The sequence below is a fragment of the Pseudomonas sp. MWU12-2345 genome (genome assembly GCF_023242385.1).
Classification (GTDB): domain Bacteria; phylum Pseudomonadota; class Gammaproteobacteria; order Pseudomonadales; family Pseudomonadaceae; genus Aquipseudomonas; species Aquipseudomonas gingeri_D.
This window is the reverse complement of record NZ_JALLJA010000001.1, coordinates 42,474-67,831: the sequence shown is the minus strand read 5'-3', so window position 1 is coordinate 67,831 and position 25,358 is coordinate 42,474. Positions and strand designations below refer to the sequence as shown.

21 protein-coding genes and 1 riboswitch are annotated in these 25,358 nt (G+C 59.6%); of the genes, 13 read left to right on the top strand and 8 right to left on the bottom strand.

Annotated elements, in window-relative coordinates; genetic code table 11:
• Positions 1-32: 32 nt before the first annotated feature.
• The 4 genes from M5C71_RS00280 to M5C71_RS00265 form a co-directional block, all read right to left on the bottom strand.
• Positions 33-1,802 (bottom strand): retron Ec67 family RNA-directed DNA polymerase/endonuclease, encoded by a 1,770-nt coding sequence (locus M5C71_RS00280; RefSeq protein WP_248766971.1) that lies wholly within the window; start codon positions 1,800-1,802, stop codon positions 33-35.
• 662 nt (positions 1,803-2,464) lie between these two features.
• Positions 2,465-2,917 carry a hypothetical protein gene (locus tag M5C71_RS00275; protein WP_248766970.1) on the bottom strand — a complete coding sequence of 151 codons (453 nt, stop codon included), beginning with the start codon at positions 2,915-2,917 and terminating at the stop codon, positions 2,465-2,467.
• Positions 2,918-3,913: 996 nt separating this feature from the next.
• On the bottom strand, positions 3,914-4,264 hold the full coding sequence (locus tag M5C71_RS00270) for a hypothetical protein (protein WP_248766969.1): 351 nt from the start codon (positions 4,262-4,264) through the stop codon (positions 3,914-3,916).
• Positions 4,264-4,572 carry a hypothetical protein gene (locus M5C71_RS00265; protein WP_248766968.1) on the bottom strand — a complete coding sequence of 103 codons (309 nt, stop codon included), beginning with the start codon at positions 4,570-4,572 and terminating at the stop codon, positions 4,264-4,266. The genes M5C71_RS00270 and M5C71_RS00265 overlap by 1 nt, the downstream gene beginning before the upstream one ends.
• Before the next feature lie 879 nt (positions 4,573-5,451).
• Here M5C71_RS00265 and M5C71_RS00260 point away from each other — a divergent pair.
• Entirely contained in the window at positions 5,452-5,976 is a 525-nt protein-coding gene (locus tag M5C71_RS00260; RefSeq protein WP_103495625.1) for a LasR-specific antiactivator QslA, read from the top strand.
• Between the two features lie 52 nt (positions 5,977-6,028).
• On the opposite strand, the gene M5C71_RS00255 is transcribed toward M5C71_RS00260, so the two are convergent.
• Positions 6,029-6,628, bottom strand: a complete 600-nt coding sequence (locus M5C71_RS00255; protein WP_248766967.1) for a hypothetical protein — start codon at positions 6,626-6,628, stop codon at positions 6,029-6,031.
• 174 nt (positions 6,629-6,802) lie between these two features.
• On the opposite strand from M5C71_RS00255, the gene M5C71_RS00250 reads away from it, so the two are divergent.
• Both M5C71_RS00250 and M5C71_RS00245 read left to right on the top strand, forming a co-directional pair.
• Positions 6,803-7,390 carry a TetR/AcrR family transcriptional regulator gene (locus M5C71_RS00250; protein WP_248766966.1) on the top strand — a complete coding sequence of 196 codons (588 nt, stop codon included), beginning with the start codon at positions 6,803-6,805 and terminating at the stop codon, positions 7,388-7,390.
• A 78-nt stretch (positions 7,391-7,468) separates the two neighbouring features.
• Positions 7,469-7,972 carry a hypothetical protein gene (locus M5C71_RS00245; protein ID WP_248766965.1) on the top strand — a complete coding sequence of 168 codons (504 nt, stop codon included), beginning with the start codon at positions 7,469-7,471 and terminating at the stop codon, positions 7,970-7,972.
• 27 nt (positions 7,973-7,999) lie between these two features.
• Here M5C71_RS00245 and M5C71_RS00240 read toward each other — a convergent pair whose 3' ends face one another.
• The gene (locus tag M5C71_RS00240) at positions 8,000-9,133 is read right to left on the bottom strand and encodes an MFS transporter (protein ID WP_248766964.1); all 1,134 of its coding nucleotides are present in this window, start codon (positions 9,131-9,133) and stop codon (positions 8,000-8,002) included.
• A 99-nt stretch (positions 9,134-9,232) separates the two neighbouring features.
• Here M5C71_RS00240 and M5C71_RS00235 point away from each other — a divergent pair, with 99 nt between their 5' ends.
• Positions 9,233-9,997 carry a helix-turn-helix transcriptional regulator gene (locus tag M5C71_RS00235; protein WP_248766963.1) on the top strand — a complete coding sequence of 255 codons (765 nt, stop codon included), beginning with the start codon at positions 9,233-9,235 and terminating at the stop codon, positions 9,995-9,997.
• 37 nt (positions 9,998-10,034) lie between these two features.
• On the opposite strand, the gene M5C71_RS00230 is transcribed toward M5C71_RS00235, so the two are convergent.
• Complete coding sequence (locus tag M5C71_RS00230) at positions 10,035-10,760, bottom strand: SDR family oxidoreductase (protein WP_248766962.1); 726 nt, start codon at positions 10,758-10,760, stop codon at positions 10,035-10,037.
• A 101-nt stretch (positions 10,761-10,861) separates the two neighbouring features.
• Between M5C71_RS00230 and M5C71_RS33715 the strand changes: the two genes are divergently transcribed.
• On the top strand, positions 10,862-11,776 hold the full coding sequence (locus tag M5C71_RS33715; RefSeq protein ID WP_248766961.1) for an AraC family transcriptional regulator: 915 nt from the start codon (positions 10,862-10,864) through the stop codon (positions 11,774-11,776).
• Here the strand turns inward: M5C71_RS33715 and M5C71_RS00220 are convergent.
• Positions 11,763-14,387, bottom strand: a complete 2,625-nt coding sequence (locus M5C71_RS00220; RefSeq protein ID WP_248766960.1) for an EAL domain-containing protein — start codon at positions 14,385-14,387, stop codon at positions 11,763-11,765. The genes M5C71_RS33715 and M5C71_RS00220 overlap by 14 nt on opposite strands.
• Before the next feature lie 462 nt (positions 14,388-14,849).
• Positions 14,850-14,952, top strand: a riboswitch (guanidine-I (ykkC/yxkD leader).
• A gap of 65 nt (positions 14,953-15,017) precedes the next feature.
• Between M5C71_RS00220 and M5C71_RS00215 the strand changes: the two genes are divergently transcribed.
• From M5C71_RS00215 to M5C71_RS00180, 8 genes are all read left to right on the top strand, one after another.
• A complete protein-coding gene (locus M5C71_RS00215) occupies positions 15,018-16,085 on the top strand; it encodes a putative urea ABC transporter substrate-binding protein (RefSeq protein ID WP_177104722.1) in 1,068 nt (355 codons plus the stop codon).
• A 15-nt stretch (positions 16,086-16,100) separates the two neighbouring features.
• The gene (locus tag M5C71_RS00210) at positions 16,101-16,916 is read left to right on the top strand and encodes an ABC transporter permease (RefSeq protein WP_103495615.1); all 816 of its coding nucleotides are present in this window, start codon (positions 16,101-16,103) and stop codon (positions 16,914-16,916) included.
• Positions 16,913-17,707 (top strand): ABC transporter ATP-binding protein, encoded by a 795-nt coding sequence (locus M5C71_RS00205; RefSeq protein WP_152740817.1) that lies wholly within the window; start codon positions 16,913-16,915, stop codon positions 17,705-17,707. Before M5C71_RS00210 ends, M5C71_RS00205 begins: the two co-directional genes overlap by 4 nt.
• A complete protein-coding gene (locus M5C71_RS00200; RefSeq protein ID WP_248766959.1) occupies positions 17,704-18,417 on the top strand; it encodes an urea amidolyase associated protein UAAP1 in 714 nt (237 codons plus the stop codon). The genes M5C71_RS00205 and M5C71_RS00200 overlap by 4 nt, the downstream gene beginning before the upstream one ends.
• A gap of 10 nt (positions 18,418-18,427) precedes the next feature.
• Positions 18,428-19,054 carry an urea amidolyase associated protein UAAP2 gene (locus tag M5C71_RS00195; RefSeq protein WP_103495612.1) on the top strand — a complete coding sequence of 209 codons (627 nt, stop codon included), beginning with the start codon at positions 18,428-18,430 and terminating at the stop codon, positions 19,052-19,054.
• A 183-nt stretch (positions 19,055-19,237) separates the two neighbouring features.
• The gene (gene uca, locus M5C71_RS00190) at positions 19,238-22,837 is read left to right on the top strand and encodes an urea carboxylase (RefSeq protein ID WP_248766958.1); all 3,600 of its coding nucleotides are present in this window, start codon (positions 19,238-19,240) and stop codon (positions 22,835-22,837) included.
• Entirely contained in the window at positions 22,834-24,597 is a 1,764-nt protein-coding gene (gene atzF / locus M5C71_RS00185) for an allophanate hydrolase (protein WP_248766957.1), read from the top strand. Before uca ends, atzF begins: the two co-directional genes overlap by 4 nt.
• A gap of 177 nt (positions 24,598-24,774) precedes the next feature.
• Positions 24,775-25,266 (top strand): GNAT family N-acetyltransferase, encoded by a 492-nt coding sequence (locus M5C71_RS00180; RefSeq protein ID WP_152740813.1) that lies wholly within the window; start codon positions 24,775-24,777, stop codon positions 25,264-25,266.
• The last annotated feature ends 92 nt before the right edge of the window (positions 25,267-25,358 follow it).

Genomic DNA, 25,358 nt, shown 5'->3' with positions numbered 1-25,358 from the left:
GTCTGTAACAACGCTCTGGGACTATAATGTCCTCATGGCTTAACCAGCTTCACTGTAGCGAAGTGTTGAATGCATTGATCGATACGCCCTAAAAGAGGGTTGAATCCGGAAAAATTTATTTTATGCTTGTTAGGAGCCACAACCTTGCTCGCAAAATACTCTTTGCCGTACTCAGTATCGCTATCAGTCTTATTTTGCTTATTAAATACTTTCCCTCCAAGTTTTGTGGCTCTGATTTTTTTTGTGAACAAATCTTCAATTGAGCTTTTATCACCCTTGCCTTTCAGTGGTGTAAGCACAATGTAAAGATTGTGTACAACATGTATGAACTCTGCATTCCGAAAGTCGGTAACTGGTAAAGTAACAGGGAAAACTGTCGGGTTGTACCTTTTGCCTTTTAAAGCACCTTCAATCTTACCAAATCCGTCGTCATTATCTAAAATAATAATAACAGGATACGTCGGCATGGGCGCTTTGTAAAATTTAAAATGCTCATCGTAATCTAATATGAACTCTTTTAAATATGGTGTTCCACCGTAGAGCTCAAGGAGGAATCGCGTTCGGTTAGTATAATTGATAAAGTGAACTAGGAGTTCGTATGGGTCATTTCCGGACTTGGCCTTAGCTAGGCTTGGGAACGCAGCTGCACGTTTATTAATAGCAGCTTTCAGGTAGACGTTGTCTGTCTTTCCCTCGCATACAATAGTGGGCTTGGTATTGCCATAAAAATGCTTATAGAAAAGAAACCTGCTGAATGTACGCTCTCTTCCATTAAGAAGTTTTCTAGTTTTCAATCCGTGTTTCGAGAGCTCATACTCTGGATTCAAGAGCGGCTTGCTTCGCTTTCGATTAAAGAAATCGATCTGGTCTATAAAACTTAGCTTCCCCTCCAATACAAAAATATTACCAGCTTGTGGTGGATTTGAACTATTTTCTAAAAATTTGCCAGTTTGGAATAGCGCATGACACTGAGACTTAACGGTGCGCCAATATTCAGATTTGGTTCCGGGTTTTTTGTTGACAACTAATCCTGTGACATCTTGACGAGAATCTTTGTATTGAATTCTGGTTTTTGCAGGATTAACACTAAACCCAGCACGCTTGATTTCCGCTGCGAGTCTACTTCCAATAATGTATCCAGATGCTCGGTCCGACGTTAAATTATTCGGGAATTCTTTTTTTCGCGTTGAAAAGGTGATGTCGTCAGCATATCTAGTATAAGTGCATGAATTATCCCGCGCCAACGATGCCAATCTAATGTCAAGCGAATGGGTTATCAAATTTGTTATAATTGGAGAGCACGGGCTTCCTTGAGGAAGTTTATTGTCGTAGCAAGCAATTTGAGCAATTACTGTCGCTACGGCCGGATCAAGCTGAAAAGTCTTGTTTGATATGAAATAACCTCGGACTCTGCCAAAATTAAACTGGTCAAAAAAATCCTTCAAATCAATGTTTAAGACGTTTCTTTGGTTAAGATGCATTATTGCATTTGTTAAGATTGATCGGTCGCGCACAAAACCATGTGAAAGAGTCGACTTAAATTTTGGCCCCTTCGAAGTATTTATTTCCTGAATGCAATCTTGCAGTAAAGTGGAGAGAGCGCTCTGAATCGACTTCAGCTCATCGGATGGAGCATAGATCGTACGTACCCCACCACTTTTTTTCGGGATGGTGAAACTCGTGTATTGAGTTGTTGGTTTTAGTCTGTAAAGAATATTTGTCAGAAACGAAGCATCAATACCCATCAGCAATGCAAGGTCTGGCTTAGTCTTTGCTAGGCGCAAGGCACTGATCTTTTTCATGTATTGACTTTTTTTGATAAAGGAAAGGGGCTTACGGGCACTCCTACGCACTGTGCCAGGACCGTCAAGAAGCGACAAGTCACCACAAGGGCAATCCTTTCGGACAATTTTTTCACTGATCGCGATGCGCGATCCAAAATCTGCCCGTAAGCCGAGCACGAGATTAACAAACTGTGGAATCCGAAATCAATCTTTGAAAAAGGGCCGATTTAGTCTGATAACCAAGACTTTCACCGCCTTCCTAAGTGGACTCTAGGGATATGGCTGTACGTCCGCTTCTGGCCGATTTCTGCCTGCCGCCACCGACTGCTATGGGTTGTGGATTCAACCGGTCGACGCAACAGATTCGGCACACGCTGATTGTGCTCGGGCATGCAGTGGCTTGGGCAGCGAACGCCCGTAGTTGCTGGCTGTAACGCCTGTTCTTACCTGCTTGCAGAAATGCATAGTGGGCATTGAATGGCATGGTTTGGCGTATGGTTTGCCCCATTTTTTTCCCATCCGCCCCCTCGATGTCGCTGACTCCCTCTCGATCTCATAGCCACACCAGGCAAGCCCAGACGATGGGTAATATTTCGCGATAGACCGCTCTCGGCCGGCCAAAAGCAGTCGTTCACGAGCGACCGTTTTCTCCCCAATGCAGCCGGTCAGGCTTTATTACTTTACCTGATCGGGACAATATCGGCAGTGATCTGCTGGACCCCTGACAGAGTTCCACCCAAGGACAATTTCTCGGCGACTTTTTCGGCAGACAGCTTAGTTTTGTAGCCCTTGGCATCACTTGGGTGATTCGAGGCTGCCATGCGCTTGCCGGTCTTGACGACGTACAGGCGTCTTGTACCAAGCTTCAACTCAAACCATACGATCCAATCGCCACCTGAAGCCTTTGAAGGATCAGGGACAGGCTCCCAAGACAATGAGCCATCGTCGTGCTCGATGACCGCTATAGCAGAGGCAAGCGCGCTACCACGCCGTTTCGCTGACGCCCATGCTTGGGCTGCGGTCTCATAGCGCACCGTACTTTCCAAGCATGTGACCCAGACGCTCGGCGACGCACACACAAGAAAACCTCCCTCTAAACCACTCTCCACTGCGTAACCAATTATTTTGCCCATTTAAGTACCTCTAATAGTCCGTTATGCCTGTTTACGATGCTCTTGATTCAGCCCTCGTCGGCAGAGAACGATCCAAAACAGACTGCCATCAAAGAAACCTCTAGCGACTAAAAAAGTTGGAGGCTTCCGGCGGGTAGCCGCCGAGAGCTATGTTCTCAATTTCATCCCTTATTGGGCGAGCCAGCTGAACACAGTGAGATCGGACCATCCTCCCGCTGGACGGGCAGGTCTCGCCGGACGAGATGGTCGCGCAGGTCTGGCCGGACGCGCGGGGCGAGCGGCTCTAGAAGCACGAGCTGGTCGGGCAGGACGAGCGGTTCCTGCTACCTGTTCGTTTGGATTCCACAGGACCGGCTTTCCAGCGTGATCCATGCATAACAGCCCACGGACCGCTCCCAGCCAATTACCGCTTTCTGCAGACCAAGCCTGGTTATTTGCAAGGTAGGCAATCCAATTCATGTCTGAATCGAAAATATGCCGCCCCGGTTCAATCCAAGCCATCAACTCACAATTCTGATCGAATAACGGATAGAGCATGATGATCTCCCTCATATTGAGTCTTTGATGCTAGCAGTACGCTAGCGCGGCGGTGGAGAAGGAGAGAGATTTCTGCTTAAGCGCCCCTTTGTTGGTGCTTTCTGAAACGTCTGCTATTGGCCGATTCTGTTGAAAAAGTCGGTTTCGGTTTTCACGACAGAAAAGTACGCGTCTGAAATTGAAATCCGCGTTTCGAGCAGAGGGTTCAGGACTCGGATTTCACGTAGGAGCGTGCAAAAAACGTTTACACCGCTCAATGCATGGACAGTCAGCCCGGGTCGATTTTTTCAACAGAATCGGCCGTTAGCTGCACTTCAGCTTCCTGTCAAAAGCGGATGATTGTGACGACGGCTTAATATCTGGACACCCTAGGCGCTGACGTTCCACGCACCTCGGGTGATCAGGTTGGGCGCTCATAACCTTCGCCGCGAATGCACGTCATACAGCGCCGTCGCATGCTTATAACTTCTTGACGGCCATCATGATTTTATAGTTCTGCTTCCACTGTCCATCAGTAGCAAGGCTTTCAAATCCGCTACGACAGGTGATCTCATATGGGGCGCTGTCGAGACAAGCAGGCCAGTCTACATAGGTTGATCTCTTTTCTTTGCCTTCTGTCCAGATGTCGACGAGAACAACAGCGTATCTGTGCTCTATCTTGAAATCTCCGAGCCCGCGCTCCAGCATTTCGTGGTGAGGCTGATGTGACATTCGCTGAATATCGTGCTTCGTTTCGACAATTTTCTTGTTGAGATTTGAAAACCTTTTGGACTCAATGAGAAAGCAGCTTTTTCTGACTTTATCGAACACTATCGCGTCAATATGTAGCTTTTTTCAGCACTTAAGGGCGCTTCGTACCATGCAAACGCCTGGTCACCAAGCACCTGCTCCAACGCGCTGGCAAAATTATTGGTCAGGTTTCTCTCCGTAAAACCTGTGCTCTTATGCGCAGGGTAATAGTTGTTCAAGATAAAGCTGTATTTGATGACGGTATTATCGAACGCAGTCTGCAAAGCCCATTGAATATCGGTCACTATAAAATCTCCATCAATATCGAGTGCAGGGTGGCTTGACGCCGCACCTGAAATACCAGCTGCCTGAGGGCGTACAGTGAGCATGTATGCCTTGGTGGACAGGAGAGCTAGAAAAAACGGTCTGGGGGGATTAGGTCGCTAGTATGGTTGACCTCAGATATTTGCCAGCAGCGACTAAGCCTCATCCACGTTCCACTGTTTTCCCGCCAACCCGGAGTCGATTTCATTGTCACCGTTGCGATGGAGCAGCGTGAAGTTTTTCAGGCCAGACGAGCCCTAGTGGCCAGAAGCACGACGATAAAAAACCACACAGGCTACGCGCTCAATGCAGAAGCCGAAACCAACGGTGGAATGCTACGTCGACCTTCCTCGGTGAATTTCGCCACTCCCTCGTCGAGTGACAGCTCTTGGCCGATAGCAGCCTTTTCCATATGCATCTATAACCCATCAAAAACAAGGGGTTGTAAACACCAAATCCACCCAGCCGCCTTCAGCACACCCCACCAAAGAAACAAAATGTGACAAATCGATTCCGACTAGCCAACAAGACACCCCTACAAAATTATCGGATACTTCGCACGCTTTCATGGTCCATGACCGACTGAGCAATGCTCCCCCCTTCGTTAGGCTTGCTGGGTCACAGGCATACCTGTGACCGGGTGTCAGAACCTGTAAACCTCACGAAGGCGCGGTAGCGCCGTAGCGATGGAGTCGGCGTTTTTTACGTTTGGCTGTTTCGCTCATATGGTGGACCGCGCGGGGCAGGCTTCGGCCTGGCCGGCGTTCCTTCGTGAGCCGGATTCTGACCCCCGTGCGGTCCGCCACCCCAACCGCGTCAGATCGGCGGGTGTCGGTTCCTTAACCTCACGAAGGAGATAAGGAGAATGGCCTATCCCCCTTTCACGCCCGGGCACCGCCAGTTACATCGGGTGTTAATCCGCCCCAATCACGGAGCCACGCTCCATGATTGATCGCACACTGCTCTCACGCCTACCCACACCCACGTTGATCAAACTCGCCTCCCTGAGCCCCACCGAAGCGGTCGATCATTTACGCCACGCCGCCCGGCTTTGCCTGGACGGTGCCCGAACCCTGGCCTTTCAGGATGACCAGCAGCAGAAGCTGGCCGACAAACTGATCAAGGACGCCATCGCCCTCTACGACATGGCGATCCTGCGACAACGTGATCCACCCTCTCCCGCTTCAACCACCACCATCAGCCTCAACGCCTGCGCCAATGCCTCATCGCAAAGCCCCACCCCTTGGGACGAGCAATTCGCCCAGGAAATCGCCAGTGGCGGACGCTGTGCTGGGCTCTGGCTGGACCGACGCGCCACCCAACCCTTGTGGTGGCAACTGACCCAGGCTCGCCGGGGCTATCCGGAAGGTGATCGACGCGATGCCTTCGAAGCCGGGTTTCTCCGGCATCTACAGCAACGCCTGATTACGGCGCAATACCGGACCTCGCGCAGTCCACCGCCACGCTGATCCTGGAGGCGGCAACGTTCGCGTTGCCGGCCTCTTTTTCAAGGCCCGCAACTCACCACCCCTGCCCCTCAAACCGATATTTCTGCGAGGTCGACATACTGCCCCCGCTGACACGATTGATCAGCTTCATCTCATCCGCCATATCGGCCACGAAATAGGCCCTCTTCGCCCAAGGATCACAGATGACGGCGTCGTTGTTCCAGGTCGTGGGGTCTTGCAGATTGGTCTGCGCGCTCCGGCCGCAGACGACGAAGACGTGATCAGGGCCCGCGTAATCGGCCTCCACAACCCCTGTAATCGCGCCGCTTACCTCTGGGCCCTGATAGCCTTCCATTCCCACGTGGTTTTGCAGGGACATCAGTTCGAGCGGCGCGATCCCGGTACTGGCGAGCATATCGAACGCGAGGCACGCCTGTTCCTCGCAGTTTCCCGCTCGTGACGCCCGCGCCGCAGCGGCGACCGCCTTTACATAGGGCTTCCCTTCGAAGCCGAAGATGCCGTCGTCAATATACGACTGGCTGAGCACCGCGTGTCGTTGCTCAAGCACGGCATTGCCATGGGTCAAGGCGTCTCCAGGGCGATTGCTCGCCGCGATGCCCAACGCCTTTATGCCCTGCACCACCACGCGAGCTGCCTGTAGAAATACATACATGTAAATCACCTCCCTTGACCGACCGCAGGCTTTCCCTTTCGTAGGGAGCCGTCGCTTGACAGAAAACCAACCTACTAGTAGGTTTACCCCATCCAACAGCCAGCAGGCTGACTCAACCCCCTCTCACGGGGCCGAGTATATCCAGCGTTGCGCGGTAATTTTATGGAATTGTCTATGAACACAGAACTGTCCCCGAAGGCGACCGAAATTGCCGAGTATGCCCAGTCATTGCTGGCTGTCGGGGGCTACAACAGCTTCAGTTATGCGGATATTGCCGAGCGGGTGCGTATCACCAAGGCCACCATTCATCACCATTTCCCCAGCAAGGCCGAGTTGGTTCGCGTGGTGGTCGCGCGGTATCGCGAGCAAGCACGGGAAGGCCTGGCGGCGCTCGCTCGGCAGGTTGCCGATCCATTGGCACAGCTCAATGCCTATGTCGGTTACTGGTCCACCTGTATCCGTAGTGGCAGCTCGCCGTTCTGTATCTGCGCGATGCTGGCCGTCGAACTGCCGACGATTCCAGAAGAAGTCGCGGCCGAAGTTCGCGGGCATTTCCAGGACCTGACCGACTGGCTCACATCGGTCCTCGAAAAGGGCACCGCCACCGGGCAGTTTCACTTGCAAGACAGCTCGACGATCGAGGCAAAGGCGTTCATGGCCAGCGTGCATGGAGCCATGCTGGCCGCGCGTGGGTTCGGCGATCCAGAGACCTTCCAGGCGCTGGTTCAATTGTCCATCAGCAGGCTGACTTCCACCCGCTGATCCCTACTGAGAAGACTGGTGAAGACCGGTCTTTTATTTTGCCCTCACACCCAACCAACTAGTAGAGAGACACATGCCATGACTCATCCCATATCGACTTTAGGCGCCATTCATACCGTTATCAGCCTGATCCCCATGATTGCCGGCGCCTACAGCTTTATCCGCTATTACAAGATCGACCCGAAGACCCGCGCCGGCAGTCTCTACCTCATCAGTTTGACGCTGACGATCGCCACGTCCTTCGGGGTCTCCAGTACCGGTGGTTTAAATGCCGGGCATGCCTTTGGCATCATTGTGCTGCTTGCCGCCTACGCCGGTGCGTGGGCGCCAGCAGTGAGTTTCCTGGGACGAGCTCGCCCGTATTTGAGCGCCTTCGGGCTGTCGTTCAGTTTCCTGCTGTCATTCGTGCCCGCCACCAATGAAACCCTGACCCGCCTCCCCGTCTCGCATCCGATTGCCGATCATCCGATGGCGCCCGTGGTGCTGAGCACGCTGCTGGTATGGCTAGGCTTTTTCATCGTGGGGTTTGCTGCGCAATGCCGGCAGATTTATTCGCGGAACAAGGTCTCGGTACGGACATAAAGCGGGATCATCAGACGGTTACGCGGCTCAAGCACGGTATTGCTTCGGCATCAGCGCCAACAGCAATCCCAACGAGCCGCATACCAGCAAGGTCAGGCCCAACGCCTGGGACCACGCCGCCAGCAGCATCCCCACACCAATCAGCAAGTAATACAACAAACCGAACAGCGCACCGGCGGTGCCCAATCGATCACCGTAGTTCGAGAGTGCCGAACCCAGGACATTGGGAATCGCCATGCCGAACGCCAGCACCACCAGTTGCATCGCCAACACAAACAGCACGCTGTCCTGCAGCAGCCACACACCCACACCACCCGATAATCCCGACAGCGCCGCCACACGGATTAACCGGGCACTGGTAAAACCACGGCGCAACAGGCGTTTTTTGAACCAGGCACCAAGGCCCGACCCCAAGGCCAGAACCACGCCGCTGTAACCGAACAGTTGCCCACTCAAACCGAGCTTTTCAAACATGAACGGTGCGAGGCTGTAGTAGCTGAACAGGGCAATGTTGAATACCGCCACCAACAGCGCCGAACGCCAGAGATCCAGGTCCTGCACCATGCGCCACAGCGTCTCGAACAGCCCGACAGTGACCAGGTGCTTCGGCCGGGTTTCTGGCAGTGCCCGCCAGGACCACAGCCCCAACCCCAGAGATAACAGCAACAGACAACCCAATACGCCTCGATAACCAAAGGCCTGCACCAGACTCGCCCCGCCGAACAGTCCAAGTGCCGGACTGGTGGCCAGCGCTATGCCCACCAGCGAAAACACCTGCGCCAGCTCCAAACCGCTGAAGCGGTCGCGCAGCAGGGTCTGCGTGACCACCGAACCCACTGCCGCGCCAAATGCCGCCAGCACCTGGGCGACCAACAAGGCCTCAAAGGTACGCGCAGCCAGCGCCAGTATCGACGCCATGGCGTACAACAACAGCCCCGCCAGCATGGCCGGCCGCCGTCCGATCCGGTCACACAGCCGCCCCCACACCACCACGCCGAAAGCGAAGGACAGGAAGTACACCGACAGGGTTTGCGCCGCCTGTTGCGGCCCCACGGCAAAGGCCCGACTGATATCCGCCAGCGCCGGGCTGTAAAGGGTTTGCGCGATTTGCGGGAACATCAACAGGGCAATCGCCAGCCCCAACCACTTTGTAGACTTCATCGCGACTTCACTCGCCAGAAAAACAGGCGGCCAGTTTGAAGCGTGCCAGATGTCGTATTATCAAAACTCAGACAACTAATCATTGAAATCGGACAATCGATGGCCTGGCTCGACACCCATGACGCTTTCAACCCCGACCGATACCCCGCGCCGGTCATTGGTATCGCGTCCACTCTGGGGGACCACGACTCTGGCCTCCATCAACATCAACGCGGTCAGTTGCTGTTTACCCATAAGGGCTGCACGCGCATCACGCTGGCGCGGCACCTGTGCCTGCTGCCGCCCTCCCGTGCCGCCTGGATCCCCGCGGGCGTGAATCATCGCGCGGTGATGCAGCAGACCGTGGACTATCGATCGATTTATCTGTCTGCCGAGTTGTGCGCCGAACTGCCACAACAGGTTTGCGTGATCGAAGTCACGCCGCTGCTGCGGGCAGTCCTGGAACCCATCGCCATTGCCGATTTCGACACCGATTGGCGACAAGGCAAATTCGTTCATTTGCTGGGGTTGTGCCTCAGCGAAATTCGTGACGCGGTGCGCCAGCCCATGCTGTTACCGCTGCCCCAGGACAGACGTTTGAAGCCGCTGCTGGCCATGCCCGAACAACTGCCACCGACCGTTCAGGTACTCGAGCAGCAAATCGGCGCCAGCAGCCGGACCATCGGTCGCATCTTCCAGCGCGAGACCGGCATGAGTTATCAGCAATGGCGGCAACAGTGGCGGTTGATGCGGGCCATCGAACTGCTGTCCACCGGCCGCAGCCTCAGCTACAGCGCCTTCGAGTTGGGCTTTTCCAGTGACAGCGCGTTTATTGCGTTCTTCAGGGACCTGACCGGCACGACACCGGGGGCGTGGCTCAAGTGACCCAGATGGCGGCACCACGACCTGCGCATTAGCGGAGCTATAACGCCAAGGCGTCCGCTCCGGCAACAATGCGAAGCGGCGCTGCCGGGTCATTGGCAGCACGCCACACCGCTTCGGCCACATCGCGCGCCAAGGTGATCTCCGACGACTGAGCCCATTGTGCAAAGACGTTCTTCGCCAGATCGGCATACGCCTCGGGGATGAGTATTCGCGCCTGCGCGTTTTCACCGAAGCGTGTTTCAGGCGCCCGTCCCGGGAGTACCAGGCTCACGCGGATATTGAATGGCTGAAGCTCCAGGGCCAGCGACTCGGTAAACGCATTGATCGCCGCCTTGCTCGCGGTGTACACGGAAAGCAGCGTAAGGGGCTTCAAGGTCACGCTCGACGTGACGTTCACCACCGTGCCCGCCTTGCGCTGCCTGAACTGGGGCAGCATCGCCTGGGTCAGTGCGATGGTGCCGAAGGTGTTGGTCTCGAAAATATCGCGAACGGCGTCCATCGGCGTACCTTCAAGGGCGCCGAACATGCCAATCCCGGCGTTGTTGACCAGCACATCGACGGGGCCCGCGGCCTCTACCACCCGCTGGATACTCTGCGGGTCGGTCACGTCGAGCGCCAGCACACGCAGGTGCTCGGAGCTTGGCAACAACTCCTCGCGCGGCGTGCGCAGGGTGGCGATGACTTTCCAACCGTGGTCGAGAAAGTACCGGGCGGTTTCAAGGCCGAAACCGGATGAGCAGCCTGTTATCAGAACGGTTTTCATCAATGACTTCCTGCAGGTGATAGGCGGTACGGAAACGATACGGCCGCGCATCCGGACTTGCTACACTCGAAAGTCCATATCTCATTCGCAGGAGTCCTGCCGTGATTGATCCGTTATCGGAAGTCGTCAGCCTGCTCCAGCCGTGCGCGCCGTTCTCGAAGCTCGTCAGCGGCGCGGGTCACTGGCGTGTTCGCCGATCGGAAGCCGGACAGCCTTTCTACTGCGTGATCCTCGAAGGTACGTGCCGCCTCGCGGTTGAGGGACGCGAGCCGATCGAGCTCCAGGCCGGCGACTTTGTCCTGATCCCCTCCTCGCCGGGGTTTGCGATGTCGAGTCTTGAGCCGCCGCCCGAGGACGTTGAGACAGCACCCGTCGCGCAGCTCCAGGGCGGGTTCCGGCTGGGTGTACAAGGCGGGCCGCACGAAGTGCTGGTGCTGGTGGGGCACTGCGTCTTCGGCTCGCCGGACGCGGCTTTGCTGGTGTCGCTGCTCCCGCGGTTGATCCATGTTCGCGGCGAAAAAAGACTCACCACCCTGGTTCAACTGGTGAGCGACGAGTCCCGCGAGCGGCGGCCGGCGCGGGAAGTGATCCTGGAGCGCCTGCTGGAAGTGCTGCTGATCGAGGCCCTCCGCTCCACGGCGGGACCCGCCACCTCACCCGGCCTCTTGCGTGGGCTTGCCGACGAACGCCTCGCCGTGGCGATCAGACGAATGCACGAAAGCCCGACCCAAGCCTGGACGATTGCGCAGTTGGCGAAAGAGGCCGCCCTCTCCCGCTCGGCTTTCTTCGAGCGCTTCAACCGCGCATTGGGGACAGCGCCGATGGCCTATCTGCTGACTTGGCGCATGGCCCTGGCCAAGAATCTGCTACGCCGCAAGGAAGCTGGCCTGGCGGAGATTGCACAACGCGTCGGCTATAGCTCGGCGAGCGCGTTCAGCGTCGCCTTTACCCGCCATGTCGGGCTGCCGCCCACGCGTTATGCGCAGAACGAGGCGGATCCACTTATGGCCGGCTGAGGTTGTCCGTGATCGCTGTCATCACCATGCTGCCTTCGTCCACGCAGCGCTCGGTGTCACGCGCCATGACCCATTGTGCAAACGCCTCACTCGGCAGCGGGACCGAGAACAAATAGCCTTGCCCTACCTCATAGCCCTGCGCCACGAGGATATCGCACTGGGCGACCTGTTCAATGCCTTCAGCCACCACGTGCAAGCCAAGCCCCTTGCCGATACCAATGACAGACTCACTCAGGGCGCGGCAGGAAGCATCGCGCTCCAGGTCGTCGACGAAACTCTTGTCCAGTTTCAACTCGCTGATCGGCAGGCGCCGCAAATACCCCAGGCTGGAGTAGCCGGTGCCAAAGTCATCAATTGCCAGGCGCACGCCCAAGGCGTGCAAATCACGGAGGGTTTGCTCGGTGCTGGCGCTATTGGACAGCAAGACGCCCTCGGTCAACTCCACACACAGGTCGCTCGGCTGCAAGTCGCAATATTGCAATTGCCGGTCGATCAACTCGGCCAGATTACGGTTGTGGAAGTTGATCGGCGACAGGTTGATCGACAAGGAAGGGATCCCCAACCCTTGCCGACGCCACTGCGCCAATTGCTCGCACGCTTGCTCCAGCACCCATTGACTCAGCGCATTGATCAGCCCGCACTCCTCGGCCAGAGGAATGAACCGGTCGGGGCCGATAGGGCCCAGCGTCGGATGCACCCAACGCGCCAGCGCTTCGGCCCCCACCAGACGTCCGCTGCGCAGATCCACCTGCGGCTGATAAGCCAGATACAGCTCATCGCCGGCCAGGGCCCTGCGCAAGTCCGTCTCCAGCATCAAGCGCTCCTGGGCGGTCTTGTTCATCTCCTCGAGAAAAAAGCTGAAGCTGCCGCGTTCGACGCGCTTGGCCTGGTACATGGCGATATCGGCGCAATGCAGCAGGCTTTCCATATCCTGCCCGTCCCTGGGGAACAGGCTGATGCCGATACTGGCCGACAACACCACGCAAGTCCCGGCAACGGTGGCCGGGACACTGAGGGTCAGCAGCAGCCGCTCAAGAAAGAATGTGACCTGGGTGGCGCCCATCCGTGGCAACACCAGCACGAACTCGTCCCCGGACAAACGCCCGACAATGTCCGACTCCCGCAGCACACTGCGCAGCCGTTGCGCCATGACTTGCAGCAGTTCGTCCCCCGAGGCGTGCCCCAGGGCATCGTTGATCTGCTTGAAACGGTCCAGGTCGACAAACAATACCGCCAGTTCGGTCTGCTCTTCAGCCGCTTCAAGCAGGGTCCGCTCGGCCTGGGCCAGGAGGAAATTGCGATTGGGCAAGCCGGTCAGGGCATCATAAAAGGCCAATCGCAGAATGGACTGCCGGGCCTCTTCCCGCTCCAGGGCCAGCAGGCACAGGTGGATACCTGCCGTTACCAGATGGGTATGAAGAGGATCCGGTCCGCGGGACTCCCGGAAGTAGAGCGCAAAGGTCGCCGCGACCCGTCCCGCGGCGTTGCGGATCGGAACCGACCAGCACGCCTGGAAAGCCAACTGTTGAGCCAGGGCCCTGTAGTCGGCCCAGAGCGGGTCGTGGTGAATGTCCGTCACCAGAACCGGCTCGCCCCGGTAGGCCGCCGTGCCACAGGAGCCACTGGCCGGACCGGCTGACAGGCCCTCGATCGCCCTGGAGTAATCCGGCGGCAAGCCCGGGCTGGCCAAGGGGTGGAGGATTCCGTTCTTGTCCACACTGAGGATCGAAACAGCGACCTCGGGGGCAATGTGTTCAATCTCCTCACACAGCAAGGTCAGCACGCTCTCCAGCGACGCCTCTTTCAACAGCGCGCCGATGATCTTGTCCTGCAACACCTCATGCAGCTTTGTCCGGGTAATGTCGGTCAACACGATCACGATGTTTTCGACCTTGCCCCGGGCATCGAACACCGGCGTCGAGGAAACATGTAGCCACAGCCGTTGGCCATTGCGCTTGCCGATCAGCGCGCTGGTTTCATTGGATTGACCGCCGAGGAGCTTTTCCAGCACCTGCTGTGCATTCGCCTTGGCTTGGGTACCCGGGGTAAAGAATATCAGCAGTGACTGACCGATCACCTCTTCACGGGAATAGCCCAACAAGCGAACGAACCCGTCATTGACATAAATGAGGTCTCCATTCGCATCGGCGATACAGGTGGCCGAACGGGTGGCATTGACGGATATCGAGAGCAAGCGGTGCTCGATGTCCTTCAAGCGCGCCTGGGTGATGTCCTTGAGAAAGGCGGCGTAGAGAATGCGGCCCTGCAAGGTGATTTTCGAGATGGACAACGAGCCCCAGCGCTCTTCGCCATCCTTGCGCACAATACGCAGATCCCGGCTGCTGCCGACTATCTTGTTGACCCCGGTCTCGCGGTTGGCGCTGATAAAACCGTCATGCTGGGCATAGACAGCCAGGGGCACCAAGGTATTGACGTTTTGGCCCAGTACTTCGCTGCGCGGACACCCCCAGAGCTGCTCGGCCGCCCCGTTGAAGAACACCACGCAATTGTGATCATCAATGACCACCACGGCATCAATTGCCTGCTCCAGTGTCTGCACGAAAAAGGGCTCCGCTTCTTCGCCACTGATCAACCCGACGCTAGAGTCCATTTCTCTTACCACTGTATACCTGTAATCACCGCCCTACGCCCTTGGGAGCACGTAAGGCACCAGAAGCGCGACGCTGTCTTTACAACCGAGTGTACGACTCTCTCACCCAAAGCACCTCGTGTCAGGCACTGCGATGAAAACAAGCTGGACGGATATAATCCGCTCCTGGGGTGTCAGTTTAACGGTTTCGTGTATTTCCGCTGTGAAACACCCGAGTTTTTTAAACAACGTCGTATATTCCGGCCTCGCCGGATCGCCCCAATCGAGTGCGAGCCGCCCCAACCCGGAGCATCTCTCAAGGATGGGCGGTGCAAAGCAACCGAACTCAGCCCCGGAAAATCCGCTGTATCTCGCCGCTTTCCCCCCTTGAGCCTGGCGTTGGAGAAATGACCATGATCTGGCACGCCTCTCGCAAGGAACAGGGCGTGCAGGAGTAGCGCGAGCTAGACGCACCACAATTTGCAAATAGTTGGCTAGGGTTCCGGCTCGCTGAAAAGCGAGTGACTGGTCCGAGAGCCAACGACCTCCAGTTGAGGTTACACGGCGGGATAAAAGCCCGGGAGACAGACCACCTATTCATACAGGTGTCGCGCTGCTCCCTGTCCGCCCATCCTCAACTGGAGTCTTACCATGCGAAAACCCCTTCTATCCGCCCTCCTCGCCGCCGGTATTGCCCTGCTGGTCAGCCTGCCTTCCAACGCCGCGGCCAAGACTGATTTCAACGTCTGCTGGACGATCTATGCGGGCTGGATGCCTTGGGAGTATGCGCAAGCCCAAGGCATCGTCGACAAGTGGGGCAAAAAATACGGCATCCACATCAAGGTCACCCAGCTCAACGATTACGTGGAGTCGATCAACCAGTACACCGCCGGCCAGTTCGATGGCTGCACCATGACCAACATGGACGCCCTGACCATCCCCGCCGCCGGTGGCGTGGACAGCACCGCGCTGCTGGTCAGCGACTTCTCCAACGGCAACGACGGCATCGTCATCAAGGGCAGCGGCAAGACCGTCGCCGACCTCAAGGGCATGAACGTCAACCTGGTCGAACTTTCGGTCTCCCATTACCTGCTGGCGCGCGCACTGGACAGCGTCGATCTGCAGGAAAAGGACCTGAAAGTCGTCAACACGTCCGACGCGGATATTTCCGCCGCCTTCAACACCGACGCCGTCCAGGCCGTCACGACCTGGAATCCCATGCTCGCCGACATCAAGGCCAAGCCGGGGGTCACCGAGGTGTTCGACTCCAGCAAGATCCCTGGCGAGATCATCGACATGATGGTGGTCAATACCCAGACGCTCAAAGACAACCCCGCACTGGGTAAAGCCCTGACCGGCGCCTGGTTCGAAGTCGTGGCCTTGATGGGCAGTCAGTCCGCCGCCGGCGAAGCAGCCCTGGAACATATGGCCAAGGCCTCCGGCACCGACCTGGCCGGTTTCAAGGCGCAATTGGCGACGACCCAGCTGTTCCGTACACCGCAGCAGATGCTGGACTTCGTCAACAGCCCCGAACTGCCGAAAACCATGGACAAGGTCTCTGGCTTCTCCTTTGAGCATGGCCTGCTTGGTCAGGCGGCCAAGGACAGCAGCGCGGTCGGCATGCGCTTCGCCCATGAGGTCACTCGCGGCGACAAGGGCAATCTCAAGCTGCGCTTTGACCCCGGCTACGTGCAGATGGCGGTCGACGGCAAGCTGTAAGCAGAGGACACGTCCATGCACCTGATCAATCGTCACCCTGATCGGCCCACACGCTTGTTGCTGGTGATCCTGCCCTTCGCCCTGTTGTTGTGTGCCTATTTTTTGGGCTCCGCGCAGCGGTTGGCAGACAACCCCAACGACAAGCTGCTGCCCAGCGCCGTGCAGATGACCGATGCGGTGAAACGCATGGCCTTCAGCGAGGACAAGCGCAGCGGTGGTTATGTGCTCTGGCAGGACACCGCGTCCAGCCTGCGACGCCTGGCCATCGGCCTGGGCGTCAGCGCCCTGGCGGGCCTGTGCCTGGGCATCGCCGCGGGCACGCTGCCGCTGTTCGGCGCGCCGCTGTCGCCGTTGCTGGTGGTGCTGTCCATGGTGCCGCCGCTGGCGATCCTGCCGATCCTGTTTATCGTCTTCGGCCTGGGTGAACTGTCCAAGGTGATGCTGATCGTCATCGGCATCACGCCGATACTGGCCCGCGACCTGGAACAACGGGCCCGGGAAATCCCCGTCGAGTTGCTGATCAAGGCCCAGACCCTGGGAGCCTCGACCTGGACCCTGATCCTGCGCGTGGTCCTGCCGCAACTGCTGCCACGGCTGCTGATTTCCCTGCGGCTGGTGCTGGGATCGGCATGGTTGTTCCTGATCGCGGCCGAGGCCATCGCTTCCGAAGATGGCCTGGGCTATCGGATCTTCCTGGTGCGCCGCTACCTGGCCATGGACGTTATTTTGCCCTATGTGGTGTGGATCACCCTGCTGGCCTGGCTGATGGACTGGGGCTTGAAGCAGCTCACCCGGCGTGCCTTTCCCTGGTACGAAGGAGCCCGCTCATGAGCTTTATCCAAGTCAACAATGTGTGGCAGCAGTATGGCGACCATGTGGTGCTGGAGGGCCTGAACCTGAGTATCGCCGAAGGCGAGTTCTGCACCCTGGTCGGTACGTCCGGCTGCGGAAAATCAACCTTCCTGCGGCTGTTGCTGGGCCAGGAAAGAGCGAGCCGTGGCGAAATCCTGCTCGACGGCCAACCGTTGGCCGCGGAGCCGGACCCGAGCCGTGGCGTGGTGTTCCAGCGCTATTCGGTGTTCCCCCACTTGAGCGCGCTGGACAACGTCGCCCTGGGCCTGGAACTGCCCCGGGCGCCGCTGCTGGGCCGGCTGTTCGGCCAACGCAAACGCGCCGCCCGCGAACAGGCGGCGGCGCTGCTGCACAAGGTCGGTCTCGGTCATGCCCTGGATAAATACCCGGCGCAGCTCTCGGGCGGCATGCAGCAACGCCTGGCCATCGCCCAGGCCTTGATCATGAAGCCACGGGTGCTGCTGCTTGACGAACCCTTCGGCGCCCTCGACCCCGGCATCCGCAAGGATATGCACGCCCTGCTGCTGGACCTGTGGCGCGAAACCCGGCTGACCGTATTCATGGTCACCCACGACCTCAGCGAAGGCTTCAGCCTGGGCACCCGACTGATGGTTTTCGACAAGGTGCGCGTCGATCCCCATGCGCCCTATGCCTATGGGGCCCGCATTACTTACGACCTGCCGCTCAACAGCAAGCGCAGCGAGGCCCAGGCGGCCCTCGCGACCTCGCTGGCGAGCGCTCTTCAACCGATCCTGGGACTGACCCCATGAATGACACTGCTGTTTTTGCCGACGAACGCCTGCCCGGCGGCGGCCACCTTTCTTTCGTGCTCAAGCGCGGGCAGCTACTGCGCCTGACCGACCTTCAAGGCGGCGCCAACGTCAGCCTGATGCTGTTCAACGCGCATGAGAAAACCGAGCGATTGAACCTGCCTGACAGTCTCAAGTGCCAACACACCGCCAAGCTGACGACCGGCCATTGCCTGTACTCGGACATGGGCCGGGTGCTGGCGGCCATCACCCGTGACACCTGCGGTTGGAGCGACAGCCTCGGTGGTGTGCTATGCGCCGACGAAGTCGAACAGAAGTACGGCCGCGGCCGCTACCAGGAGCTGCGCAACGGGTTCTACCGCAACGGCGCAGACAACCTGCTGGTGGAGATGGGCAAGTGGGGACTGGGGCTCTGCGATCTGTCCATGACCCTCAATCTGTTCAGTCGCGTCGACGTCGACGCTCACGGTGCCTTGCACTTTGTCGAAGCGCATTCCAAAGCGGGCGACTGCATTGAGCTCTACGCGCCGATGGACACCCTGTTCATCATCACCGCGCTGCAACACCCCATGGACCCCGCCCCTGAATACGCGCCCAAACCGGTGCAACTGACCTTTATGAGCGCCGACGCCAGCGTCGCCGAACACTGCCGGACTTCGCGCCCCGAAAACCTGCGCGGCTTCATCAACACCGACCGCCTGTTCGTTTGAGGACGACCCCATGACCACCCACCTGCATCCCGAATCAGCCGTCTACCGGGCCACCGTCCCGGCGGGCGAGCCCTGGCTCACCGAAGTGAAGGCCGGCCAGACCCTGCGCATCCTCGACCTCGAAGGCAACCAGGCCGTTGACACGCTGTTCTACAGCGCGGCCAACCCGCGCGAGCGTTACGACGTCCAACGCACCCTGCGGCGCCAGAACAACGTCTACCTGAGCACCGGCAGCGTGCTCTACTCCAATCTTGGCCGCCCCTTGCTGACCATCGTCGAAGACAACTGCGGTCGCCACGACACCCTCGGCGGTGCCTGCGCCCAGGAAAGCAACACCGTGCGTTATGCCCTGGACAAACGCCACATGCACAGCTGCCGCGACAACTACCTGCGCGCCTGCACCCACGATGGTCGGCTGGGCAAACGGGATATCAGCCCGAACATCAACTTCTTCATGAACGTGCCGGTAACGCCCGAAGGCGCCCTGACCTTCGAGGACGGCATCTCCGCCCCCGGAAAGTACGTGCAGTTGCGGGCCGAGATGGACGTGATCGTGTTGATTTCCAACTGCCCGCAACTGAACAACCCGTGCAATGGCTATAACCCCACCCCCGCGGAGCTGCTGATATGGGACTGAAACCCTGGCTCAAGCCCCTGCGGCTATGGCTGTTCACGATTTGCCAGAGTCGCTCGGGCCAGACGCTGCCTCGCAAGCGGCCTTGATCGCTGTCTGGGGACGACCCCGAGACCCTTTCGAAAAACTGTGGGACGACCCGCACCCCAGCCGAGGCGGACCAGCGCCGCCTCCAGGGAATCCGTCATGTTTGACACACTGTTGATTGCCAACCGCGGTGCCATCGCCTGCCGTCTCCTGCGCACCTTGCGCGAACTCGACGTCAAGGGCGTGGCGGTGTATTCCGAAGCGGATATCACCAGCCGCCACATCCTTGAAGCCGACCAGGCCTTGAGCCTGGGTGAAGGGGCCGCGGCCGACACCTACCTGGTGGTGGACAAGATCCTGGCCGCGGCCAAGGCCAGCGGCGCCCAGGCCATTCATCCCGGTTATGGTTTTCTTTCCGAAAACGCCGCCTTTGCCGAGGCCTGCGAAGCGGCCGGGATCGCCTTCGTCGGCCCGACGCCGGAACAACTGCGGCTGTTCGGCCTCAAGCACACCGCCCGCGCCCTCGCCCGCCAGCAGGGCGTACCGTTGCTGGAAGGCAGCGACCTGCTTGACAGCCTCGATGAAGCCCTGCGGGCCGCGACGCAGGTGGGCTACCCGATCATGCTCAAGAGCACCGCGGGCGGAGGTGGCATCGGCATGCGCGTGTGCCGCGACGCCAAGGAGCTGCAGGAAGCCTTTGAGACCGTCAAGCGCCTGGGCCAGAACAACTTCAGCAACGCCGGGGTGTTTATCGAGAAATACATCCAGCGCGCCCGCCACCTGGAGGTCCAGGTATTCGGTGACGGTGCCGGCGAGGTATTGGCCCTCGGCGTACGCGATTGCTCGGTGCAGCGACGCAACCAGAAGGTCCTTGAAGAAACCCCCGCACCGAACCTGCCCGACGGCATGGCCGAAGCCCTTTGCAACGCCGCCGTGCAATTGGCCAAGGCGGTCAACTACCGCAGCGCCGGCACTGTCGAGTTTGTCTTCGACAGCGACGATCAACGCTTTTACTTCCTGGAGGTGAACACCCGCCTGCAGGTCGAGCACGGGGTGACCGAACAGGTCTGGGGCGTCGACCTCGTGCGCTGGATGGTGCAGCTGGCCGCGGGAGACTTGCCGCCCCTCGGCGAATTGGGCGCCCGCCTGCGACCTCGCGGCCACGCGGTGCAAGCCCGTCTGTATGCCGAAGATCCGGGCAAGGACTTCCAGCCAAGCCCGGGCCTGCTGACGGCGGTGAAATTCCCGCCGGCCGATGGCCAGGCATTGCGTATCGATACCTGGGTCGAGGCCGGTTGTGAGATCCCGCCCTACTTCGACCCGATGATTGCCAAAGTCATCACCTGGGCCGAGGACCGCGAGCAGGCGCGCCTGCACCTGCACCGGGCGCTGGGCGAAAGCCAGCTTTACGGCGTCGAGACCAACCGCGACTACCTTCGCCAGATCCTGCTCGATGTGCCGTTCGCCAGCGGCCAGCCCTGGACCCGTTGCCTGGAAGCGCTGGTCTATCACGCCAACACCTTCGAAGTACTCAGTGGCGGCACCCAGACCAGCGTGCAGGATTATCCGGGGCGCCAGGGCTACTGGGCCGTGGGCGTGCCGCCTTCGGGGCCCATGGACAGCCGCGCGCTGCGCCTGGGTAACCTGTTGCTGGGCAACCCCGAGGGTTGCGCCGGTCTCGAGATCACCATGAGCGGGCCAAGCCTGCGCTTCAATACTGACGCCGTGCTGGCAGTGACCGGCGCGGTGTTGCCGGTGACGCTCGATGGCGCAGCAGTGGCAATGAATACCGCGCTGCGGGTCAAGGCCGGTTCGGTATTGAGCCTGGGCAGCATCGCCGGAGCCGGCGCACGCAGTTATCTATGCCTGCGCGGTGGCGTGCAGGTGCCGGATTACCTGGGCAGCAAAAGCACCTTCACCCTCGGCCAGTTCGGTGGCCATGGTGGACGGGCGCTGCGCGCCGGCGATGTGCTGCACCTGGCCCCGCTGACCGACGCAACGGCCGGCGCGGTGCTTGCCGGGCAACCGCCGCTGGCGGCGCTGCGCTCTATCCGCGTGATCTACGGCCCCCACGGCGCACCGGAATACTTTACCGAAGACTACATCCACACTTTTTTCAACACCGACTGGGAAGTGCATTTCAACTCCAGCCGTACCGGCGTGCGCCTGATAGGCCCCAAACCCGAGTGGGTTCGGGCCGACGGTGGCGAGGCCGGGCTCCACCCGTCCAATATCCACGACAACCCCTATGCCATCGGCGCGGTGGATTTCACCGGGGATATGCCGGTGATTCTCGGCCCCGACGGCCCCAGCCTGGGTGGCTTCGTGTGTCCGGTGACCGTGATCGAGGCCGACCTCTGGCAACTGGGGCAACTCAAGGCCGGGGACAAGGTGCGGTTCATCCCGACCAATCTCGCCCAGGCACGCCAACTCGCCACCGCGGCGCTGACCGCCGAGCCCCCCAGGGACGCCGCCGTGATCGGGCTGCAATCCCCCATTGTGCTGGACCTGGGCCAGGACGATACCCGCCTGGTGGCACGCCTGGCCGGTGATACCCACCTGCTGCTGGAGATCGGCGCCGCCGAGCTCGACCTGGTGTTGCGCTTCAGGGGCCACGCCTTGATGCAGGCGCTCGAAGCCAAGGCGTTGCCGGGGGTCATCGACCTTACGCCCGGTATCCGCTCGCTGCAGGTCCACTACCAACCCGAACAACTCCCCCTGGCCCACTTGCTGGAGATCGTGGCTGGCGAATGGGACGCGGTCTGTGCTGCCCGCGACTTGCAGGTCCCCTCTCGCATCGTGCACTTACCGCTGTCGTGGGATGACCCGGCTTGCCAGCTGGCCATTGAAAAATACATGACCACCGTGCGCAAGGATGCGCCGTGGTGCCCCAGCAACCTGGAGTTCATTCGCCGCATCAATGACCTGCCCGACCTGGATGAAGTACAGCGCACGGTGTTCGAGGCCAGCTATCTGGTCATGGGCCTGGGCGATGTCTACCTCGGGGCACCGGTAGCGACGCCGCTGGATCCCCGGCATCGCCTGGTGACCACCAAGTACAACCCGGCGCGGACCTGGACCGCCGAGAACTCGGTGGGTATCGGAGGCGCCTACCTGTGCGTTTATGGCATGGAAGGCCCCGGCGGCTACCAGTTCGTCGGGCGTACGCTGCAGATGTGGAACCGTTACCGCGAAGTGGCGGCGTTCTCCGGCAAACCCTGGCTGTTGCGCTTCTTCGATCAGATCCGGTTCTACCCGGTCAGCGCGCAGGAGTTGCTGCGCATCCGTCGCGATTTCCCCCTCGGTCGCTTCGACTTGAACATCGAGCACAGCCAATTGCGTCTGGCCGACTACCAGGACTTCCTGGCCAGTGAAGCGAGCAGCATCCAGGCGTTCCGAGACCGGCAACAGAGCGCTTTTTCCGCCGAAAGACGGCGCTGGATCGACAGCGGCCAAGCGCACTTCGAAAGCAGCGAAGCGCTTGTCGAGGCACCCGAAGAAGCGCCCTTGCCGGCTCATCAAACCAGCGTGGAAAGCCCCATTGCGGGCAACCTCTGGCAGGTTCAGGTCGCTGTCGGCAAGCGGGTCGCCGCAGGTGCGGCGTTGGTCGTGCTGGAGTCGATGAAGATGGAAATTCCGGTGCTTGCGCCCTGTGCCGGCATTGTTCGAGAAGTGCTCGTGCAACCCGGCTCGGCGGTGCGCGCCGGGCAACGGGTGGTCGTGATTGAGCCCGTCCCCCCTACAGGAGAAAAGCCATGAAAACCGATCTGCAACTGGACGTGCTGCGGGCACGCTACGCCAGCGGCGAATGCTCGCCACGTCGCCTGATCCTCGCCCTACGTGAACAGGCCGAGGCGTTGAATCCCGACTTCAATCTGTTCATCCACCTGCTCAGTGCCCAGGAGCTGGAGCCTTACCTGGTCGCCCTTGAATCCAGCACGATGGAAAGCCTGCCGTTGTACGGCGTGCCCTTTGCCATCAAGGACAACATCGATCTGGCGGGTATCCCCACCACGGCGGCGTGCCCGGCGTTCGCCTATACCCCGCAGCGTTCGGCGACCGTTGTCCAGCAGTTGATCGACCTGGGGGCGGTGCCGTTGGGTAAAACCAACCTCGACCAGTTTGCCACCGGCCTCAACGGCACCCGCTCACCCTATGGCCCCTGCCGTAACAGCGTGCTCGCTGAATACCCGTCGGGGGGCTCCAGCGCGGGCTCGCCCTTGACGGTGGCACTGGGTTTGACCAGCTTTGCCCTGGGCACCGATACCGCGGGCTCGGGCCGGGTGCCGGCGGCGCTCAACAACCTGGTGGGGCTCAAGGCGACCAGGGGACTGCTGTCCACGGCCGGGGTGGTACCGGCCTGTCGCACCCTCGACTGCGTGACGACCTTCACCGCCAGTGCCGCCGAGGCGAGCCGTTTGTTGGCGCTGATCGCGCAGCAGGATCCTGAAGATGAATACAGCCGCGCCAATCCCGCCTGGAACGATGGCACGGCGTTCGGCAGCGTGCGGCCGTTTCGATTTGGCGTGCCACGGGCCCGGGACCTGGAGTTTTTCGGCTGTACTGAAGGACCGGGGCTGTTTGCCGCCGCGATCGAGCGCTTGCAGGCATTGGGCGGCGAAGCGGTCAGTCTCGACCTGTCGCCGTTTCTTGAGGCCGCACGGCTACTCTATGAAGGTCCATGGGTGGCCGAGCGCTATAGCGTCGTCGGCGAGCTGGCGCAGGCTCAGCCAGATGCGGTACTGCCCGTGATCCATGCGGTGCTGGCCAAAGCCCCCCAGGTGAGCGGCGTGCAAACCTTCCGCGCGCAGTATCGCCTGCAGGCACTCAAGGCGCAGTGCGACCGCCTGATGGCCGGGCTGGATTGTGTCCTGACGCCCACCATCGGTCGCCCGGTGACCTTGGCCGAGCTTGCCGAAGAGCCGGTCCTGCGCAACGCCGAGCTGGGTTACTACACCAACTTCATGAACCTGCTGGACTATGCCGCCGTGGCCGTACCGAGCGGCTTCATGGCCAACGGCTTGCCCTGGGGGGTGACCTTGTTGGGTCGGGCCTTCACCGATCAATACCTGCTGAGCCTAGCCCATGCGTATCAGGGCGGCAAAAAACCTGCCCATGAGGCTCGCCATGATCAGGCCCGCCTGGTGGTCTGCGGCGCGCACCTTGACGGCCTGGCGCTTAACGGGCAACTCAAGCAACGCGGCGCGCGCCTGCTCGAAACGACCCGGAGTTCACCGGATTACCGGCTGTACGCACTGGCCGGCGGCCCGCTGAAGCGTCCGGGGATGGTCCGGGTCGCTGAAGGTGGCGTGGCCATCGCCGTGGAAGTCTGGCAATTGCCCAGCAGCGAGTTGGGCTCGTTCCTGACCGGGATCCCGGGCCCGCTGGGGTTGGGTAAGGTGCAGTTGGACGATGGTCGTTGGGAGACCGGGTTCATTTGCGACGCCTATGGCCTGGAGGGCGCCACGGATATCAGCGCTTGGGGCGGCTGGCGCGCCTGGTTGTCCGCGCAGTCCTGAGTCCATCGCCTGAACAAGCGCCCCGGCATCAGACAACACTGATCCTGGGACGCCCAATCCTGGCGAACGTCAACGCGGTGGAATTAAGCACCCGGGTACCTCCTCATCCGCCACCTGCTTGCTCTAACATAGCGCCTCCCGTCTCCCTCAAGACCCACCCAACGACCAGGAACCGCAATGTCCACCCTCAGCTTTCGCAATGCCGCGCCGTCAGACGCTGCGCGCTGCTATCAAATCGAGTCCTGCGCCTACGAAGGCGATGAAGCCGCGACCCTGGAGAAGATTGCAACGCGCATCGCCCAGTACCCGCAGGGTTTTCTGATTCTGGAGGATGGCGGCGAGGTCATCGGTTTCATCAACAGTGGCTGCGCCCACGAGGTGGTGATGTCCGATGAAGCCTTCAAGGAACTGGTGGGGCATTCGGCCGAGGCGCCGAACGTCGTGATCATGTCCGTGGTGCTGGATCCCGCGCAGCAGGGTAAAGGCCACTCCACACGGATGATGGACGAGTTCGTCCGGCGCATGAAGGCACTGGACAAGAAAACCATCCACCTGATGTGCAAGGAGCAGCACGTGGCGCTGTATCAGCGCATGGGCTATCGCTACGTGCAGCCCTCGCCTTCCGACCACGGTGGCATGGCCTGGCACGAGATGGTCATGGACCTCTAACGCCTGCTCGCCACGGCCTGAAGTCGCCCTCCCCGACCGCCCGAGGCCAGTTCACCCAACTCCGGCAAGTCAATAATCAGCGGCAAGCGCTC

Coding starts and splice junctions, on each gene's coding strand:
- M5C71_RS00280 (WP_248766971.1), bottom strand. CDS start 1,802: ATGAAAAAGATCAGTGCCTTGCGCCTAGCAAAGACTAAGCCAGACCTT.
- M5C71_RS00275 (WP_248766970.1), bottom strand. CDS start 2,917: ATGGGCAAAATAATTGGTTACGCAGTGGAGAGTGGTTTAGAGGGAGGT.
- M5C71_RS00265 (WP_248766968.1), bottom strand. CDS start 4,572: ATGCTCACTGTACGCCCTCAGGCAGCTGGTATTTCAGGTGCGGCGTCA.
- M5C71_RS00260 (WP_103495625.1), top strand. CDS start 5,452: ATGATTGATCGCACACTGCTCTCACGCCTACCCACACCCACGTTGATC.
- M5C71_RS00255 (WP_248766967.1), bottom strand. CDS start 6,628: ATGTATGTATTTCTACAGGCAGCTCGCGTGGTGGTGCAGGGCATAAAG.
- M5C71_RS00250 (WP_248766966.1), top strand. CDS start 6,803: ATGAACACAGAACTGTCCCCGAAGGCGACCGAAATTGCCGAGTATGCC.
- M5C71_RS00245 (WP_248766965.1), top strand. CDS start 7,469: ATGACTCATCCCATATCGACTTTAGGCGCCATTCATACCGTTATCAGC.
- M5C71_RS00240 (WP_248766964.1), bottom strand. CDS start 9,133: ATGAAGTCTACAAAGTGGTTGGGGCTGGCGATTGCCCTGTTGATGTTC.
- M5C71_RS00235 (WP_248766963.1), top strand. CDS start 9,233: ATGGCCTGGCTCGACACCCATGACGCTTTCAACCCCGACCGATACCCC.
- M5C71_RS00230 (WP_248766962.1), bottom strand. CDS start 10,760: ATGAAAACCGTTCTGATAACAGGCTGCTCATCCGGTTTCGGCCTTGAA.
- M5C71_RS00220 (WP_248766960.1), bottom strand. CDS start 14,387: ATGGACTCTAGCGTCGGGTTGATCAGTGGCGAAGAAGCGGAGCCCTTT.
- M5C71_RS00215 (WP_177104722.1), top strand. CDS start 15,018: ATGCGAAAACCCCTTCTATCCGCCCTCCTCGCCGCCGGTATTGCCCTG.
- M5C71_RS00210 (WP_103495615.1), top strand. CDS start 16,101: ATGCACCTGATCAATCGTCACCCTGATCGGCCCACACGCTTGTTGCTG.
- M5C71_RS00205 (WP_152740817.1), top strand. CDS start 16,913: ATGAGCTTTATCCAAGTCAACAATGTGTGGCAGCAGTATGGCGACCAT.
- M5C71_RS00200 (WP_248766959.1), top strand. CDS start 17,704: ATGAATGACACTGCTGTTTTTGCCGACGAACGCCTGCCCGGCGGCGGC.
- M5C71_RS00195 (WP_103495612.1), top strand. CDS start 18,428: ATGACCACCCACCTGCATCCCGAATCAGCCGTCTACCGGGCCACCGTC.
- uca (WP_248766958.1), top strand. CDS start 19,238: ATGTTTGACACACTGTTGATTGCCAACCGCGGTGCCATCGCCTGCCGT.
- atzF (WP_248766957.1), top strand. CDS start 22,834: ATGAAAACCGATCTGCAACTGGACGTGCTGCGGGCACGCTACGCCAGC.
- M5C71_RS00180 (WP_152740813.1), top strand. CDS start 24,775: ATGTCCACCCTCAGCTTTCGCAATGCCGCGCCGTCAGACGCTGCGCGC.